We start from the raw sequence: 16,967 nt of genomic DNA, 5'->3' as shown, positions 1-16,967 counted from the left end.
TTTTGACTGTTGGTCAAAATTAATACTAATTACCTATGAAAAATGTTTTAGCCGTAATATTCCTTTGTGGAATTTCATTCCTGAGTTTGGGACAAAAAACCTATTGCAATCCCATGAACTTGGATTATGGTTTTACGCCCATTCCGAATTTTTCTGAACAAGGACGGCATCGTGCTACTGCGGATCCTGTGATTGCCTATTTTAAGAATCAATATTATTTATTTTCAACCAACCAGTGGGGCTATTGGGTGAGTGACGACTTAGTAGATTGGAAATTTATCTCGCGAAAATTTTTACAACCCTATCACAAAGTTTACGATGAGCTGTGTGCGCCTGCGACTTTGGTTTTGGGTGATAGTTTGTTGGTCATCGGCTCTACCTATGAAAAAAATTTTACGTTATGGTATAGCCAGCAGCCTCAAACGGATACTTGGAAAGAGGCAGTTCATGCCTTTACAGCTGGGGCATGGGATCCTGCTTTCTTTGAAGACGATGATAAACGCGTTTATTTATACCATGGTTCGAGTAATTTTTATCCGATGTACGGGCAAGAAATTGACCGAAAAACACTTCAGCCCATTGGCGAGCGGCATGAGTTGATCCGCTTACATGATGACTTACATGGTTGGGAGCGATTTGGCGAGTATCAAGATAACACGTTCTTGAAACCATTTATGGAGGGTGCTTGGATGAATAAATACAAAGGCAAATATTACCTACAATACGGAGCGCCGGGTACGGAATTCTCATCCTATGGGGATGGCGTTTATACGGCCGACAAGCCTTTCGGGCCATTTACTTATCAAGCACATAATCCATTTTCGTTTAAGCCGGGCGGTTTTACCCGAGGTGCTGGGCATGGGGCTACGTTCGAGGGCCAATTCGGAAATTGGTGGCACATCTCTACGATTACCCTTGCGGTGAAAAATAGTTTTGAACGTCGTTTGGGTTTATGGCCTACGGCTTTTGACGCGGATGGAATTTTGTATACGAATACAGCTTATGGTGATTATCCGCATCGTATACCCATTAAACGCACTGAAAATCCACGTGATTTATTCACCGGTTGGATGCTTTTGAACTACAACAAACCGGTTCGTGTTTCTTCGAGCTTGACGGGATACGGGGCAAATTATGCGGTGGATGAACAAATGAAGACGTATTGGTCGGCGAAAACGGCTAATCCGGGTGAGTTTATTGAATCGGATTTAGGGGAGGTGTCAACGGTGCGGGCGATACAGGTCAACTATGCTGATCAAGATGTGGATTCCAGTTTCTTAGGAAAAATGAATGGGATTTATCATCAATACGTCATTGAGTATAGCCTCGATGGGAAACGCTGGATGGTCGCGGTCGATAAATCAAAAAACAAAACCGATGTCCCGCACGATTATGTGGAATTAGCTAAACCGATTGAAGCGAGATTCATTCGATTGACCAATAAACACATGGCTGCCGGGAAATTTGCCATCAGTGGTTTGCGTGTTTTTGGCTTAGGGCATGGTGAAAAACCAGCGACTGTGAAAGATTTACTTGTCTTACGTGGGGATCATGACAAGCGAAGTGCTTGGTTGAAATGGGGGCATTTGTCTAATGCCACGGGTTATGTCGTTTATTCGGGTATTTCGCCGGATAAATTATATACGTCGGTACAGGTATTTGGTGCGAATGAATATTATTTCAAATCCATGGACAAGGATCGGACTTATTATTTTCAAATTGAAGCGTTCAATGAAAATGGGATAGGTGTGCGAGGTCCCGTAATCAAGTCGGAGTAAGTATGGATTGCCCGACAGCACATTGCAAACATTTTTTTTGTTGGCAATAATTTCGATACCAATGAATACAGGCTTGAGAATCTCCGGCATGTTTTAAGGGTAAATTATAGGCACTAAAGATGCGGGTGATGTGGTTGTTTTCACTTTTTAATTCACGTAACCACCTGCATGCTTTTTCTTCATATTGTGGCTGATTTCGTGCTTTCGCATAGCACATGAGCATGGGGATGAGCGTATTGATGCATATTGATTGAAAAGCGCTTGCACCGAGTTGCGTATGATGGGGTGCGCTTATTTTGCCAAATTGCGTATGATTTGCCCAATAGCCTTCCAAAGGAATTTCAAATAATTGGCGTAGGGTCTTCAGTTCCTGCATTTCCAGTAGCAGTGATATGAGTGCACAATTCGCACGAATGATTTCCGCGAATTGCGCTATACGGATTTGCGGGAAGTTGGCAGGGCGGAGGCGCAACATTTTCCAATCTGATTTTTTGAGGTGACTTTCTTCCCAGCGGTGTTTCTTTTTGAGGTGAATGAATTCGCGCCTTAGCTCGTATTGGTAATCATCTAGTATGGGGTCTTCTAACAAACCTGCAATCCCAAACAAGGCCGCTTCGATTCCTAATGGGCGGTCACGGTAGAGTAAGATTAATTTCAGCGGAAGGCTGTTGGCCAAGCGCAGCATGGGTTCAGCGTTCAATGAAAAACCAAAACTTTTGGCGAGTGAAATGTAAAAAGCCTCTTCCCAGTCGAAGTTTTTATCAACTACGATTTGTTGAATAGCACGACTTTTCTGTTCCAGTCGTTCTATGCTCATTTTTTGTAGCATGTGTGATTTGGATTCTATAGGAACCTGCTCGAAAAAGGGGTGGCAGGCCAAAGCATGTTGGTCTGATAATGAAGGCTTCAATTCGTTCATATCTACCCAATTAGCGAGGCAGAGCGTAGGAATGGGCGAGCCCTCCTGGTAGGGAATCGCTAAATCATTTTCCCATACAACATGCAGGATGACATTTTCGTAACTGCTATCGGTATCGTGTCGATGCAATAACCAGTCGGAAGATTTTACGTGTAATTCTACCGCACCAATCCATTCCAGTTCATCGATTCGCAGCCGGGCTTGTTGGAAATCTGCCCCTGCATGGATATTTTCAATACCAGGAGAAATGATGTGTAAGGATTCGCCGTTGCTTAATTTTATCGCTTGTTTTAGGCGTCTATTTTTCCAAATAAGGGCCATCGTGAGTTCATTCATCGTGGGGTGATTTGATGAATGAAGGTAGATTGCTTAATTAAAAGTTATTTGGTAAACGGAGGGTAATCAGAAAATTATCAAGCTTTTGATTTATTCACCAAGTAGATACCCGCTAACAGGACAAACATGAAGATGACCTGCGAGAAATAAATCGCTTCACCGTCGGCAAATCCCCACCCCAATGCTACGATCGGAATCATGTAAGTTACTGAGCTAGCTATAATTGCCGAGGTCCACTTGATGATTTGATTGAAGGCAAGCATACCGATTGCCGAACCGAAAAGTCCCAAGGCCATCGCTGAAATGAATGCCCATAAATGTTCATTATCCAAGGGTATTTCGAAAAATCCTGTTGAATACAATAATCCCAGTGCCAGTGGGCCGATCATCATGAAGATGCCCGCTGTAGAAGTCAAGGGATGTAATGCGCTCAGTCTCGTTTTTACGATGTGCATGTTGATACCATACAATAGCGTGGCTAAAACTACCCAAAGGGCATGTACGTTGAAATCAATGTTAAAGCCTTGGCCAGCAAAAAGTAGACCGAGACAGCCCAAAAGCCCTACTAAAATACCCGTCATTTGTTTCCATAAAAAGGGTTGGGCAAAGAATACTATACCGATGATGAGCGTGAAAAGAGGGGTGAAGGCATTAAGCATACCAGAAAGTGCGCTGGAAAGGTGCTGGCCTGCAATGGCAAATAAGATTGCTGGGATTAGATTTCCAGTTAGACCAGCTGAGAGAAAAGATAAGGTATATTTTTTCTCCATGTGTTTGAAACGTTTCAAAAAAATGGGGATGAAAAATAGGCTGGCGGAACAGATGCGCAGAGCGCCTACTTGAAGGGCTGAATAATGGGCTAAACTTTTTTTGACCAGGATGAAAGAACTTCCCCAAATCACTGCGAGTCCAAGAATAGCTAAAAAGATGATGAGACTCGGTTTTTTATTCTCAGGCATAGTGATGGGTAATTTCTTGAAGGGTTTCCTTGATTTCATCAAGTGAATAACTGGTAACGAGTTTGGTGCGGAATGGTTTAAAATGGTCCATGCCGCGGAAATAATTTGAATAGTGGCGGCGCATTTCGACGATCCCTCCGTGATTACCTTTCCAACGAATCGAAAAGTCTAAATGGGATTCACATACGGCAATCCGTTCTTCGAGGGTAGGAGGTTCTAGTAGATTTCCGGTGGCCAAGAAATGCTTGATTTCGTTAAAAATCCAGGGATATCCGATGGATGCCCGACCGATCATAATCCCGTCAACGCCATATCTATCGCGGTATTCCAATGCTTTGTGGGGAGAATCGATATCTCCATTACCAAAAATCGGAATTTTGATTCGCGGATTTTCTTTCACTTTGGAAATCAAACGCCAATCAGCCTCGCCTTTGTACATTTGCACGCGGGTACGTCCATGAATGGTTAAGGCTTGAATTCCGATGTCTTGAAGACGTTCTGCGACATCTTCGATATTTTTTGTGGAGTCGTCCCAGCCGAGGCGGGTTTTGACGGTGACAGGCAAATGCGTGGCTTTTACTACGGCTTGCGTCATGGCCACCATTTTGGGAATATCTTGCAATAGGGCTGCTCCAGCGCCTTTGCAAGCGACTTGTTTAACAGGACAACCGTAATTGATGTCAATTAAATCGGGTCCGGCTTTGGTGGCAATCTCGGTACAAGAGGCCATGGTTTCGATGGAACTACCAAAAAGTTGGATCCCAATTGGGCGTTCATATTCGAATATATCCAATTTTTGAACGCTTTTGGCAGCATCTCGAATGAGGCCTTCGGAAGAAATAAATTCGGTATACATCAAGTCAGCACCATTCGCTTTACAAACCGCACGAAAGGGTGGATCAGACACATCCTCCATGGGTGCTAATAACAAAGGGAAGTCCCCTAACTCGATGTTTCCTATTTTTACCATTCTCATTAAAAATTCTGTAAATTTACGAGCATTATGGAAGAAAACTATTATCAAGGGCCAACTCGTTGGTTGGGCTTAAGTTCAAACCTCTTAAGTCTATTCGGATTTTTCTTGGTTGGCAGCTTTTTTGGTCAATTTTTTGGATTGCTTGCTGTGGTTGCCTTGATGGAATTTCCGACACAAAATATTGTCACATTTCAGAATCAAATCATGGATTTTATGGCACATCCTCAGAAGTATGAGGGAGGCTTCCATGCCTTGATGGCATTGCAGTGGTTTTCAGCGCTATTCACTTTTGTATTAGCTTCTTGGGCTTATTTAAGGTTCATTGAAAAGCGCTCCATTTTTGATTTAAATGGTTCTGAGGCTCCAGGATTTACTGTTTTTTCTTGGGCGATTTTAACGGTATTGGTATCAATGCCTGCGATGGAATATTTGATTGAATGGAATCAGCATATAAAGTTGCCGGCGGGCTTTGAGGATTTGGAACAAGCGATGCAAAGCTCTGAAAAAGCGTTAGAGGAATTGACGAAGTTTTTATTGAATTTTCATTCGCAAACGGATTTTGCTTTGGCAGTGCTGGTGATTGCGGGCATGGCGGCATTGGGGGAGGAAATCTTCTTTAGAGGGGTACTGCAAACGATGTTTGAACGCTACATTGGAAATAAGCATGTGGCTATTTGGCTTGCAGCGGCTATTTTCAGTTTTATCCATTTTCAGTTTTACGGCTTTTTCCCTCGGATGTTCTTGGGCGCGTTTTTTGGGTATTTATATGTTTGGTTTAGGAGTATTTGGGTGCCTATTGCCGCACACTTTTTTAACAATGCGTGGACCTTGTTGATGCATTATTTGTACCAACAAAAAAACATTTCGATTGATCCCTCCAAGCTGGTAAGTTCGATTCCTTGGTGGTCTGCCTTATTATCTGTGGTATTAGTTGCGTTTTATATTCGTAGATTGCTTACTTATCGTTCGGAATCATAAATGGAAGGCTGGAAATTGATTGGACAATCTAGGACAGGCATTGATTTAGAGATGCAGAAGGCCTTGTTATGGGAGAAGGGGGAGATTCATGCGGTGGTAATGAATAAGAAATTAAGTGCGTATGATTTGGGGAATTGGGAGCTATATGTGCACCAAGATGACGAGGTGGAGGCGCTCAACTTATTAAAAGATTAACTATGGGAGTACGTCATTTGTCAAATTTACAACAGCGTGTTATTGCGGCTATTATTGCGGTACCGTTCCTACTGTTTTGTGTATTGTATAGTGATTATACTTTTTTGGTTTTGTTTTTGGTGATTGGGGTATTAGCTCAATTGGAATTTTATAAGTTGGTCGGAAGCATCAGCGACAATTTGCCTTTGACTTTTTACGGGACGTTTTGTGGAGTTGTGATGCATGTATTAGCTTTTTTTATAGAAAAGGGGGATTTGGCGTATCAGTATTATTATATTCTTTCGCCCTTATTGACCTTTATCTTTTTTATCAAATTATATAAATCAAAAGACGAGAAGCCCTTCAAAAACATTGCGTATACCTTCTTAGGTATCATTTACGTGGCTTTACCTTTTACCTTATTCACGGTTTTAGCCTTTATCAAAAATGACACCTATGACCCCAATATCGTGTTGGGCTGTCTGTTTTTGTTATGGTCAAGTGATTCGGGGGCTTATTTCGCTGGGACCAAATTTGGTAAAACGAAGTTGTTTGAGCGTGTTTCTCCGAAGAAATCATGGGAGGGGAGTATCGGGGGATTGGTGACAGCGATGATTGTTGCAACGATTATATCGAAGTATTACACCAATTATTCGGCCTTTCAGTGGTATGCGATTGGGGTTATTATTGTTGTGGCGGGAACCTATGGGGATTTGGTAGAATCCTTATTTAAACGGAGCATAAACATCAAAGATTCTGCGGATACGATTCCGGGGCATGGTGGATTTCTGGATCGATTTGATGGTTTATTGCTTTCGATACCTTTTATTATTCCCTTTGTGAAATTATTTCCCTAACTCAGCGTTAACGAATATTAAGAAAAAAGGTATTTATTTTTTTATTTACTTGCGTCATGTTTCAGAAGTATTTCTTTGTTGTGTTTGCATTGTGCTTGTTTGCTAGCACAAAAGTATTCGCGCAGGGGCAGGACAAGACGGTATTGTTTAATGCGCGTATCATTTCTGCCACGAATTCGGAATACCTTCCACTGGCTTACGTTTACATTCCTCAAGCAGGACGTGGAGCCTTGAGTGATAATTTTGGAGCGGTCGATTTATATGTGTTTCCAGGGGATAGTGTTGTGGTAACTTATGTCGGTTTTAAGCCACAATCCTATATTATTCCGCGTTCAACGGGGGTGGTTCACCAAGCGATTATTGAGATGAAAGAAGATTCACGAATGTTGTCGGAGGTGAAAGTTTTCCCACATGCGAGTGAGGAGGAGTTCAAGAAGGCCTTTTTGAATTTACGTTTACGGGATGAAAAGCAGCGTGCGATTTTAGCGGATAATTTGGAGCAATCGAAGTTGAACGTTTTCGCTTTGCAAGCGGGTTTGGGGGCCAATTCTAATTTCCGAAATTTCTCTGATATGATGATTTCTTCGCAGGCGAATCGGACATTCGTCGCGAGCCCCTTGATGACCTTGACAAACCCTTTTGCTTGGATGAGTTTTATTAAGTCGATAAAGAATGGGGATTTGAAACGAAAGGATTACAAAGAGGCCTTTGAATTACAGCCGAAGCAGTTAATTACTCCCCAACAATTTAAGCAAGATTTACGTAAGAATTAAAGGCTTGTCTCAGTTTATCAGGTTCCTTGTGTTGTTCCTTTGAAATAGTGTATTTCTAAGTTTTTTAGGGCTTATTTTATCAGTTTTCTGGGACGGTTTCCATTTTGCTTTTGGTAGCTTTGTGGGGTAACGCTGCCGGGGTCGTAGACCCCGGCAGCGTTTACTCCCCGCGATATTTTCTTCTATTTAACCACTATATCCAATGTAATCTCCTAACTCACTCCTTATTTCGATCGGGATATGGCTAGGACCTATGAACACGAATATTGTATCGAAAAATTATAAATTTTTTGCTATCCACTCACTAGGAGTCATGTTAAACGCACTTTGAAAAGCCAGAAAAAAGGATGATTTATTCTTAAATCCACTTTGTGTACCCACACCTTCAATGGACATTTTTTTGTGCGCACCTCCCTTAAATAGTTCAATGGCATGTTCCACGCGTTTTCTTTTACGGTATTCTGGAAACGAAATGCCCATCTCTTTGTTGAAACTTTTTGAAACTTGTAAATGTGGAATATTTAAATCTTTGGATACGGTATGAATGGAAAATGTGGGATTTAAATAGGGCTTTTCCTTGGTTATATAATCAATGATTTGGTTTTTTTCTGAAGTAAAGGCGACCGCAGGAGCGATGGGCTCAGTGGTGTGTGTGAAGAAATCTCGAAAGTTTTCCCGTACCCGGTTTATAATTGAATTACTTTGATTAAGCCCATAAATTAATTTGGGAAAGAACAAAAGACATATGGAAGGAGTAAGTGTAAATAAATATATTTTCTCCGAATAGAGATTATTCGGTAGTAGAAAGGTAAACCTAAATGTTCCTGGTATGGTAAAATTCGCATACAAGAGAAATAGGAAAAGGGGAAAGCTTGAGATAAAAACAAGGCTCAGTGTTGAATAGATCATTCCCGCATTTTTAGCTTTGATGTTATTGTTTTTATTAGCTCTAAAAGTGAAAAAAAAGGAATATACAATAAATACGATATTGAAGGTGACAATAAGTAATCGCTGCATATTAAACCCGATAAGCATCGTATGATTAACGGGATAGTCTCTTATAAACGTATTATTTTTTATTGCTCTAACTATACTTAGTTTTTCATCAAATGAAAAATGATAATAAGGCCAAAGATTTATAACAATCAATAAACTAGGGATGCAGAATAGGAAAAATAGATAGTTAACATATAGTTTCTTCTCAATTAAACTTTTAAAATATAAAAATATCATTGGGCCCAAAAGGCAGGTTAATGGGTCCGTTACAAAAATTAATTGGCTTAGTATGATGTCATCGAACTGAGAATTAAGAAGCAATAAAGTAAGCTGTCGAATATTGAAAATAATCAATACAAAACAGAGGTATATGATTGCCTTTTGATCCTTCCATTGAAAATTAACTAAAAGTAAACACAGGATGATATTGATGAAGATTGACGTATATATCATGTTTGTGTTTAATTAATTTTCGAACCGAAGGTATGAAAATGATTATAGTTACACTCATATACTTTTTCAAGGTGGTGTAAAAAAAAATCAATTACACTTTTTTAGGTCCATTCCGGACCACAATAGCCTACATAAGGAACCATTTTTGTACTGACTTTAAAATGTAGTCCAAACAAAAATGTTACTCATGAAGCTTATCATCCCGCGTTCGTTGCTCATTGGTACAGCCTTGTTGCTGGTTCAAGTAGCTTACGGCCAACAATTCAAACTGACCCAAGGCATCGCCCTGACGCAGTTCAATTACCAAAATGAACAAGGCCAACTAGTCGATGGTTTGAAGTCAGGCTCCGGTCTTTCTTTCCAATTAGCTTTTCATAAAGCTAGTTTGGTCGACACTACCCAACAAAAACTCGAGCAAACGCCCTTCGCGATTTACCTTTCTCAAAATGCGAAGATCGCTAAGCTGCTAAGCTTATTGAATTACGATCTAGGATTGCAGTTCACCCAAATGAACGCAGTAGGGGACATTCAAAATAACGCCTTTTCCTATCAAACCGATTTCCTAGGCGTAAACGGAAAATTCGGTATCCGCATACCCTTACCATGGAAGACAGCAATCAACCTACAAGGGATTGCCAGCATCAATAAAATCGTACATGGCAATCAACTCCTAATGAATCGCTATGAGGACTTAACCCAAGATCCACAGTTTAGCCAGATCAAATTTATGGGTGGCTATGGCGCAGAGGTTGAGAAACGCTTCTCGGATAAGTTGGCCGGATATGTATCCTACCAACAAACCCAAACGCTGAATGACCAGCCCGAAGGACAATCAACATTAAACTTCAAGCCAACTGTATTCTCGGTAGGCATTCGCTTCATGAACTAATATGCATAGATATCTACTCTTTTTACTTCTTATCAGCCTAAGCAGTTCAGGTCAATACTTGAAACTTTCGACGTTGGCATCCTCAGGGATTTCCAAAGGCGCCTACGCCTCGCAGGTTGTGGGGCAGTCGAGTGTGGCTACGGGAACCAACAAGCAAGTCCGCCAGGGATTCAAGCAGCCTTTTGGTGTAATGAGTCAAAAGACTTCGATTACGAGCATGCTCAGCGCGGGTGAACCTGTGAATTGGTCGGTGGAAACCTTCCCGAATCCCTTTGTGGACCAATTAACTGTGAAGCTAAACAAGCCGACTAACTTACCCACCCGCCTGATGCTGTATGACATCGACGCGAATTTAATCTGGGAAGGGGTATACGATGAAAAACAGACAGAAATAAGCCTAAATCAATTCAAAGATATTAAAGTTGGCAAATACATCTTACAAGTTTTCCACCACGGAAAACCGCAAATAAAAACACTTATCAAAGCAGTTCAGTAGTTCTGAAAATGTAAACTTACCATGAAAAATTTAAAGCATTTACTCTTCATCACCATCAGCTTTTTGAGCCTGAGTGCCTACGCGCAGTCCAACAAAAAGACGCTGAATTACCAAGCCGTTATTCTCGATCCGAAGGCGATCGACATTCCGGGAGCCAGCATTACCGGCCAGCCCTTAAACAAAGGCAATGTATGTCTACAATTCAGCTTGCTGAATGCCACGGGAGGGTTGGATTACGAAGAAACCCAACAAGTCACCACGGATGAGTTTGGACTCGTAAGTGTGGCGATTGGAACCGGCAGCCAAGCCCAAGCGGGTAACAGCACGAGCGTCTACCAAAGCTTTGAGAGCATTGTATGGAACGCGAGTGTTAAGAGCTTGAAGGTAAGTGTCAGCTATGATGGTTGTAGCAGCTTCAAGCAAGTAAGTACACAAAGTTTTAATTACACACCTTACGCGCTTTATGCAGAAGCAGTTGATTACAAGAACGTACGTGAGGCACCTACCAAATTATCGCAATTCTCAAACGATGAAGGTTTTTTGATTCCCAAGGATTTGAATCCGTTGAAGACAGATATTCAAAGCAACAGCTCAAAAATCGCGACGGCGAATCAGAATATAGCCGACAATAAACAAGCGAGCGATGCGACGTTTTTAGTAGTGAATCAAAACTTAACAAGTATAGATAAACAGGTAGTAGCTAACACGAGCTCGATTACCACGATAAACACTAAAATTACAGACCAACAAAACCAGATCACGGTGAATAATAACACCATGAATGCACAGTTTGGCGGTTTGCAAGGCCAACTGAACGTGACAAATTCAACAGTAAGCAATCTAACAGGCGTTGCTGAAATGCAATCCAATAAATCCACAGATACAAATTTAGGAGGCGCGAATCCATCAGATCAGGCTTATCCAAGTCAGAAGGCTGCGAAAGCCTACGTGGATCAAGTCATCTCGCAAATAGCAACAACGGGCGTGCCGGATGCAACGACTTTGGCGGCAGGTAAAGTGCAACTGGCAGGTGATCTTGGTGGTACGGCCACTAGCCCGACGGTACCGGCTTTAGCGGGCAAAGAAAACACAGCAAATAAATCGTTGAACGTGCTAGCCGACGGAACGGATAATACGAAATACCCTTCGGTCAAAGCGGTAAAAGATTACGTGGATCAAGCGACGCTGGGAACGGCACTAGCGGCAGATTTGGCAAACAAGGCAAACATTGCTTCGCCTGCATTTACGGGAACACCTACGGCGCCTACACTAGCATCCTCTGATAATTCGACTAAATTAGCGACCACTGCCTTTGTACAAACGGCTACTACTGGTATTGCCTTGCAAGCTACCGTGGATGCGAAAGCAAATATTAACTCACCAACTTTTACGGGAACGCCAACGGCACCGACACCAACACTTGGAGATAATTCAACGAAGCTAGCCACGACGGCATACGTAGATGCTCAGGTTTCAGCTGGAGCAGTAGATGCAAGCAGCTCCTCTAAAGGGATTGTTCAATTGACTGGGGATTTAAGTGGAACAGCGTTGAGCCCATCGGTTGTCAAATTACGCGGAACGCCCATTAGTTCCATCGCGCCTGCGACTGCAGGTCATGTATTAACCTATGATGTAAGTGGAAGTGCGACATGGGCAGCACCCGCTAATTCAGCGAATACCATTTCTGGCGTAGTTCCAGTAGCTAATGGAGGAACAGGATTAAGTTCAGTAACGAATGGCGGTGCCGTTTATGCAACAAGTTCAAGTGCCTTGACGACAGGGACTTTACCGATTACAGCGGGAGGAACAGGTGCCTCCACAGCCAATTCAGCATTGAATGCGTTGGTTCCTGATCAAGCAAGTAATACAGGAAAATATTTAACGACTGATGGGACAAATACATCATGGAGTGGCGTAACGGCTACATCGTATTCAGGTACCTTACCTGTATTGAATGGGGGAACGGGACAGACAACGATTGCAGGCATACAAGCTGTGCTTGGATTAGCAGGAACAAAGGTTGCCATTGGCGCAGATGCCGGTAAAACAAATCAAGCCGAGGGAGCTTTTGCTTTTGGTGGTGCAGCGGGCCAAACAAACCAAGGAGCTTTTGCAGTGGCATTAGGATATGTTGCTGGTGGTTCAAGTCAAGGTACTAGATCAATCGCTATTGGTGTTAACGCTGCTCAATATACACAAGGCGCAAATGCCGTTGCCATTGGTGATGTTGCAGGCCAAATAAGTCAAGGCGCAAATTCGGTAGCCATTGGTACTTATTCCCATACAGCTGCAAATGCTGTCGCGATTGGAGGATATGCAACTGCTTCTTTTGCTAATTCAACTGCCATTGGATACAAGGCGGCGACTAGCGCAGCAAATACCATTCAATTAGGAGGTGATGGCGTGGTAACTGGCTCAACGGCCATAACTAATGTTAAAACAACAGGAACGCTTACCGCAGGAACTGTTACATATCCAAATACCCATAATGCCACAGCAGGACAAGTTCTTAGTATTAATTCCACTGGATCAGCAGCTTGGACCACTCCTGGTGGTGTAACGCATACCATTGGTGAATCTTATGGTGGTGGAATTGTATTTTATGTATGGGATGGAGGAGCGCATGGGTTGATTGGTGCAAATACAGAATTAAATAACGGTCAAGCAATGACATGGGGTGGCGGATCTAATTCCTACGTCGGGACAACAAGTTTTTATGGTGTCTTAGGTGGTAAATTGAATACACAAAGAATTCTGAATGTTATCCCTGTGCCAACCTATGGTAATGGTGATCCAGGGACTGGACCAAGGAGCGCAGCTTTTTGGGCTGCTACTTATTTAAGCAGTGCGGTTGTTGTGGGTGGTGTAACAATTACACCTCAATTTTCAGATTGGTATTTGCCAAACGCCTACGAATTAACACTTTTTGCCGCTCAATCAGCCTATTTCCCTAACTGTAATTTTGCGACACATGTTCATTGGTCATCTTCGGAAAGAAGTGATTATGCTTATTTGGCTTACGCTTTAGGAGCTAATTCATCTACGAACACCTATCAGGATGCTAAATCTTCAACCAATTATGTTGTGGCTATCCGTTCATTTTAATCCTTATATTTCGAGAAAATCAGTTTATTTCAATCAGTAATCATTCGCAACGCACATCTACGTGGTAATTACGCCGGGGTCGCAGGCCCCGATAGCGTTTACCCCCTTAACTGAAATCCAATCACCGCCAGCATCCTGCCTGTAATCCCTTTTTCGCTACGGTGCGAGAAAAAAACATCATTGTTGGCCACCGTACAATACGCCGAAATCTCCATCTGATTAATTCCTACATCCCGCAATTGCGCCGCATTCGTAGCCTTTAAATCCACATGCCAGCGATCACCGCGTTTTTCCTTCTGCTCAAATTGCTCCGCTACCTCGTCGCCCACTTCGAAGTTTTCCAAGCTAATGCAAGGGCCGATGTACGCGAGTATATCCGCGGGATTTGATCCCGCTTCGATCATCGAGGTGGCCGTTTTGCGAACGATTTGAGCCACGGTGCCTTTCCAACCGGCATGAATCGCTGCGGCGGTTTTAAGGACTGGGTCGGCGAGAAGGATAGGGCAACAATCCGCGATGCCCACACCCGCGAAAATACCCTGCTCAGATGTCAAAACAGCATCAAAACCTGTCTGGTACCCCGCCTCCGACGTCGTCCAAATTTCAGATCCATGCACCTGATACGAACGCGCCAAAGCGTCCGGCGAAATACCTAAATCGGAACAAAAAAGCTTCAGATTTGCCTCAATCGCCGCCGGATCATCGTCCGTATGTATCCCTAAATTTAAACTTTGATAAGCCTGAGAACTCACACCCCCGTGGCGAGTCGAAATGCCCGCCACGAGCTGTGGAATATGAGAAAATATGCGAGGTCTGACAACCCGACTAGGCGTCATAACTTAAACCATACTGCTTCAATACCTCATCCGGAACACCGTTCCACTGATTCGGGGTATTGCCTTTGTACTCTAAATCCGCAATGCCGATTTTGGATGTATAAAATCCAGTGGCCGTTAAATTACGCATCAACGTAAAGAAACTCACCCCTTGCGACAAATGCTTCGGAGCCGTGCTCGGATACGCAATGTCATCTACAATGTTGATGCGCTGCGCCGCCGTAATCTCAATGAATTTTTTGCCAAAACGCTTATTGGACTCCGAGTCCAACCAACGCAATCCACCGCGCATCGGTGTCTTAAACTCCGGCTTATCTTTCACAATGAATTCAATGAATGCCGTAACGCCCGATTGCGACGCACTGCCCGATTTCTTGTCGGCCGGAATGATGATGTCCGACAAAATCGTAATCGTATCCAATTCATGTTTGTTCAAGAATACTTCCGCTTGTAAACGTGCCTCCATTTCGGCCTCGTCTTGCGTCCGACCGTTTGGTCTTTTCACCGGAACTTTGGCTAATTCTAAATTCTCAATCGCCTTCTCATCGGGATTGAATACGGCTAAGCCCAACGAACTCAAGCCCATATTTTTTAAATAGTCTCTTCTTTTCATTATAGGTTGCCTTTTTTGCGTTGATCAATGATGTATTCTGAGGTGCGTAGTGACAAAGCCAAAATCGTCCACGTGGCGTTTTTATCACCCTGCGATACGAACGGTGCCGCATCCGCGACAAATAAGTTCTTCACGTCATGTGCCTGACAATTCGAGTTCAATACCGATGTACTCTTATTGTCTCCCATACGCGCCGTTCCCACTTCGTGAATGATACGTCCTGGATCCGCCAACCCGTAATTGCTATCCGCTCCCGGCTTTTTACCCATCGCTTCACCACCCATGGCATGGATGATTTCCTCAAAGGTATCCTGCATGTGTTTGGCTTGTTTTACTTCGTAATCAGCCCATTTGTAATGGAAACGTAACACCGGAATACCGTATTTATCCACCACATTCGGGTCGATCTCACAGTAATTGTCCTCGCGAACAACCGGCTCACCACGTCCTGCGAAATTTACATAAGCTCCGTAGAATCGGCGGTAATCTTCTTTCAAGGTTGCTCCGTATCCACCCGCTGCTTTTTTCAAACCATCACGTGTGAAATTTTCGCGGCCATTTAGGCCTTCAATGCCCCAACCGAAACCGTAGCTTGGCATACCCATACCTCCACCGTATTCGATGTGGTATCCGCGTGGGAAATCTAATTTAGCGTTATCCAACCACCATGGAGTGTAAATGTGCATACCACCCACACCATCTTCATTATAACGTTTTCTGTCAAACAACTTCGGAATGATGGCTGAACGAGATGCCCCCGTGGAGTCATTTAGATATTTACCTACAACGCCACTCGAATTGGCCAAACCATTCGGGAAGCGTGAGCTTTTTGAATTCAATAATAAACGCGCTGTTTCACCCGCACTGGCTGCCAAAACCACAATTTTACCTCGTACGGTATATTCTTGCATCGTACCTGTGTGGATATACGAAACGCCTGTCGCTAAACCTGTTGCCGGATCGGTCGTTACTTCACGTGCCATCGCAAAAGGAAGCATCGTCAGATTTCCTGTAGCCGCAGATGGTTTAATCAATACCGATGACGAAGAGAAATCCGCATAGGCAGAACACCCGCGATTACACTGACCACAATAAAAACATTGGCCACGCTCGTTGTTAATGGGTTTTGTCAACATCGACATCCGAGACGGATAGGTCGGAATACCCAAGGCTTTATTCGCCTTTTTGATCATTAATTCATGCAAACGAGGCTGCGGAGGAGGCAAGAAATACCCATCTGGATTATTGCGCAAGCCTTCGTTGGTCCCGAAAACCCCAATCATTTTATCCACCTTATCGTAGTAAGGCTTCATGTCGTCATAGCCAATTGGCCAGTCGTCACCTAAACCGTCAATACTTTTTCTTTTAAAATCATCCGGTCCAAAACGTAAGGAAATACGTCCCCAGTGGTTTGTACGACCACCGACCATCCGTGAACGGAACCAGTCGAATTTAGTGCCATCTTTACGTGTGTAAGGTTCTCCTTCGATATCCCACCCGCCATAAGCAGCATCAAAATCACCAAAATTACGGAGTGAAGAACTTGAACCGCGACGCAATGACTCGTAAGGCCATTTCATTTGGGTCATATCTTTTGGGTCAGCTGGGTCGAACGGTTGGCCTGCCTCCAACACACAAACTTTGGCTCCTGCCTTCGTTAATGTATGCGCTGCCATCCCTCCACCGGCTCCAGAGCCCACAATCACCACGTCGAAAACTTCCTGCTGGGATTGAATGTATATAGACGAATTAATCATAGTTTTTGATAAGGTTTTAAAGAATGGTAAATGTATAAAATTTGACTTATTTTTGTTTTCATTAGCGACAAA

15 protein-coding genes are annotated in these 16,967 nt (G+C 43.1%); 8 read left to right on the top strand and 7 right to left on the bottom strand.

Annotation, left to right across the window (positions count from 1 at the left end):
- Positions 1-35: 35 nt before the first annotated feature.
- Complete coding sequence (locus ACIQZ2_RS01180) at positions 36-1,778, top strand: family 43 glycosylhydrolase (RefSeq protein WP_395767003.1); 1,743 nt, start codon at positions 36-38, stop codon at positions 1,776-1,778.
- On the opposite strand, the gene ACIQZ2_RS01175 is transcribed toward ACIQZ2_RS01180, so the two are convergent.
- The 3 genes from ACIQZ2_RS01175 to dusB all read right to left on the bottom strand — a co-directional run bounded on the left by ACIQZ2_RS01175 (position 1,765) and on the right by dusB (position 4,962).
- Positions 1,765-3,033 (bottom strand): DUF2851 family protein, encoded by a 1,269-nt coding sequence (locus tag ACIQZ2_RS01175; protein WP_395767002.1) that lies wholly within the window; start codon positions 3,031-3,033, stop codon positions 1,765-1,767. The genes ACIQZ2_RS01180 and ACIQZ2_RS01175 overlap by 14 nt on opposite strands.
- Before the next feature lie 77 nt (positions 3,034-3,110).
- Positions 3,111-3,992 (bottom strand): DMT family transporter, encoded by an 882-nt coding sequence (locus tag ACIQZ2_RS01170; protein ID WP_395767001.1) that lies wholly within the window; start codon positions 3,990-3,992, stop codon positions 3,111-3,113.
- Positions 3,985-4,962, bottom strand: a complete 978-nt coding sequence (gene dusB, locus ACIQZ2_RS01165) for a tRNA dihydrouridine synthase DusB (RefSeq protein WP_395767000.1) — start codon at positions 4,960-4,962, stop codon at positions 3,985-3,987. The genes ACIQZ2_RS01170 and dusB overlap by 8 nt, the downstream gene beginning before the upstream one ends.
- 33 nt (positions 4,963-4,995) lie before the next feature.
- Here dusB and ACIQZ2_RS01160 point away from each other — a divergent pair, with 33 nt between their 5' ends.
- From ACIQZ2_RS01160 to ACIQZ2_RS01145, 4 genes are read left to right on the top strand one after another with little or no spacing between them, the layout of a single operon-like run.
- Positions 4,996-5,946, top strand: a complete 951-nt coding sequence (locus tag ACIQZ2_RS01160; protein ID WP_395766999.1) for a lysostaphin resistance A-like protein — start codon at positions 4,996-4,998, stop codon at positions 5,944-5,946.
- Positions 5,947-6,141, top strand: a complete 195-nt coding sequence (locus ACIQZ2_RS01155) for a hypothetical protein (protein WP_395766998.1) — start codon at positions 5,947-5,949, stop codon at positions 6,139-6,141.
- Between the two features lie 2 nt (positions 6,142-6,143).
- Positions 6,144-6,977 (top strand): phosphatidate cytidylyltransferase, encoded by an 834-nt coding sequence (locus tag ACIQZ2_RS01150; protein ID WP_395766997.1) that lies wholly within the window; start codon positions 6,144-6,146, stop codon positions 6,975-6,977.
- 56 nt (positions 6,978-7,033) lie between these two features.
- Positions 7,034-7,750, top strand: coding sequence for a carboxypeptidase-like regulatory domain-containing protein (locus ACIQZ2_RS01145; RefSeq protein ID WP_395766996.1), 717 nt, complete (start codon positions 7,034-7,036; stop codon positions 7,748-7,750).
- A gap of 279 nt (positions 7,751-8,029) precedes the next feature.
- Here the strand turns inward: ACIQZ2_RS01145 and ACIQZ2_RS01140 are convergent, their stop codons facing one another.
- Positions 8,030-8,767, bottom strand: coding sequence for a helix-turn-helix domain-containing protein (locus tag ACIQZ2_RS01140; protein WP_395766995.1), 738 nt, complete (start codon positions 8,765-8,767; stop codon positions 8,030-8,032).
- Positions 8,768-9,386: 619 nt separating this feature from the next.
- Between ACIQZ2_RS01140 and ACIQZ2_RS01135 the strand changes: the two genes are divergently transcribed.
- From ACIQZ2_RS01135 to ACIQZ2_RS01125, 3 genes are read left to right on the top strand one after another with little or no spacing between them, the layout of a single operon-like run.
- Entirely contained in the window at positions 9,387-10,088 is a 702-nt protein-coding gene (locus ACIQZ2_RS01135; protein WP_395766994.1) for a hypothetical protein, read from the top strand.
- 1 nt (position 10,089) lies between these two features.
- On the top strand, positions 10,090-10,584 hold the full coding sequence (locus ACIQZ2_RS01130) for a T9SS type A sorting domain-containing protein (protein ID WP_395766993.1): 495 nt from the start codon (positions 10,090-10,092) through the stop codon (positions 10,582-10,584).
- A gap of 21 nt (positions 10,585-10,605) precedes the next feature.
- Positions 10,606-13,689, top strand: coding sequence for a hypothetical protein (locus ACIQZ2_RS01125; RefSeq protein WP_395766992.1), 3,084 nt, complete (start codon positions 10,606-10,608; stop codon positions 13,687-13,689).
- 98 nt (positions 13,690-13,787) lie between these two features.
- Here ACIQZ2_RS01125 and pgeF read toward each other — a convergent pair whose 3' ends face one another.
- Genes pgeF through ACIQZ2_RS01110 form a run of 3 tightly spaced genes read right to left on the bottom strand, consistent with a single transcriptional unit; the run spans position 13,788 to position 16,895 of the window.
- Positions 13,788-14,525 (bottom strand): peptidoglycan editing factor PgeF, encoded by a 738-nt coding sequence (gene pgeF, locus ACIQZ2_RS01120; RefSeq protein WP_395766991.1) that lies wholly within the window; start codon positions 14,523-14,525, stop codon positions 13,788-13,790.
- Positions 14,515-15,138: a gluconate 2-dehydrogenase subunit 3 family protein gene (locus ACIQZ2_RS01115; protein WP_395766990.1), complete on the bottom strand. Its 624-nt coding sequence runs from the start codon at positions 15,136-15,138 to the stop codon at positions 14,515-14,517. The genes pgeF and ACIQZ2_RS01115 overlap by 11 nt, the downstream gene beginning before the upstream one ends.
- The gene (locus ACIQZ2_RS01110; RefSeq protein WP_395766989.1) at positions 15,138-16,895 is read right to left on the bottom strand and encodes a GMC family oxidoreductase; all 1,758 of its coding nucleotides are present in this window, start codon (positions 16,893-16,895) and stop codon (positions 15,138-15,140) included. The genes ACIQZ2_RS01115 and ACIQZ2_RS01110 overlap by 1 nt, the downstream gene beginning before the upstream one ends.
- Positions 16,896-16,967: the final 72 nt, after the last annotated feature.

This window comes from Aquirufa sp., from assembly GCF_044342065.1.
GTDB lineage: Bacteria > Bacteroidota > Bacteroidia > Cytophagales > Spirosomataceae > Aquirufa.
Note: the sequence above shows the minus strand (reverse complement) of the source record. Positions and strands in the feature narration are given on the sequence as shown.

Bases quoted from the DNA above. Each gene is read 5' to 3' on its own strand.
- ACIQZ2_RS01160 (WP_395766999.1), top strand. From the start codon at position 4,996: ATGGAAGAAAACTATTATCAAGGGCCAACTCGTTGGTTGGGCTTAAGT.
- dusB (WP_395767000.1), bottom strand. From the start codon at position 4,962: ATGGTAAAAATAGGAAACATCGAGTTAGGGGACTTCCCTTTGTTATTA.
- ACIQZ2_RS01150 (WP_395766997.1), top strand. From the start codon at position 6,144: ATGGGAGTACGTCATTTGTCAAATTTACAACAGCGTGTTATTGCGGCT.
- ACIQZ2_RS01115 (WP_395766990.1), bottom strand. From the start codon at position 15,138: ATGAAAAGAAGAGACTATTTAAAAAATATGGGCTTGAGTTCGTTGGGC.
- ACIQZ2_RS01140 (WP_395766995.1), bottom strand. From the start codon at position 8,767: ATGCAGCGATTACTTATTGTCACCTTCAATATCGTATTTATTGTATAT.
- ACIQZ2_RS01135 (WP_395766994.1), top strand. From the start codon at position 9,387: ATGAAGCTTATCATCCCGCGTTCGTTGCTCATTGGTACAGCCTTGTTG.
- pgeF (WP_395766991.1), bottom strand. From the start codon at position 14,525: ATGACGCCTAGTCGGGTTGTCAGACCTCGCATATTTTCTCATATTCCA.
- ACIQZ2_RS01170 (WP_395767001.1), bottom strand. From the start codon at position 3,992: ATGCCTGAGAATAAAAAACCGAGTCTCATCATCTTTTTAGCTATTCTT.
- ACIQZ2_RS01110 (WP_395766989.1), bottom strand. From the start codon at position 16,895: ATGATTAATTCGTCTATATACATTCAATCCCAGCAGGAAGTTTTCGAC.
- ACIQZ2_RS01125 (WP_395766992.1), top strand. From the start codon at position 10,606: ATGAAAAATTTAAAGCATTTACTCTTCATCACCATCAGCTTTTTGAGC.
- ACIQZ2_RS01180 (WP_395767003.1), top strand. From the start codon at position 36: ATGAAAAATGTTTTAGCCGTAATATTCCTTTGTGGAATTTCATTCCTG.
- ACIQZ2_RS01130 (WP_395766993.1), top strand. From the start codon at position 10,090: ATGCATAGATATCTACTCTTTTTACTTCTTATCAGCCTAAGCAGTTCA.
- ACIQZ2_RS01155 (WP_395766998.1), top strand. From the start codon at position 5,947: ATGGAAGGCTGGAAATTGATTGGACAATCTAGGACAGGCATTGATTTA.
- ACIQZ2_RS01145 (WP_395766996.1), top strand. From the start codon at position 7,034: ATGTTTCAGAAGTATTTCTTTGTTGTGTTTGCATTGTGCTTGTTTGCT.
- ACIQZ2_RS01175 (WP_395767002.1), bottom strand. From the start codon at position 3,033: ATGAATGAACTCACGATGGCCCTTATTTGGAAAAATAGACGCCTAAAA.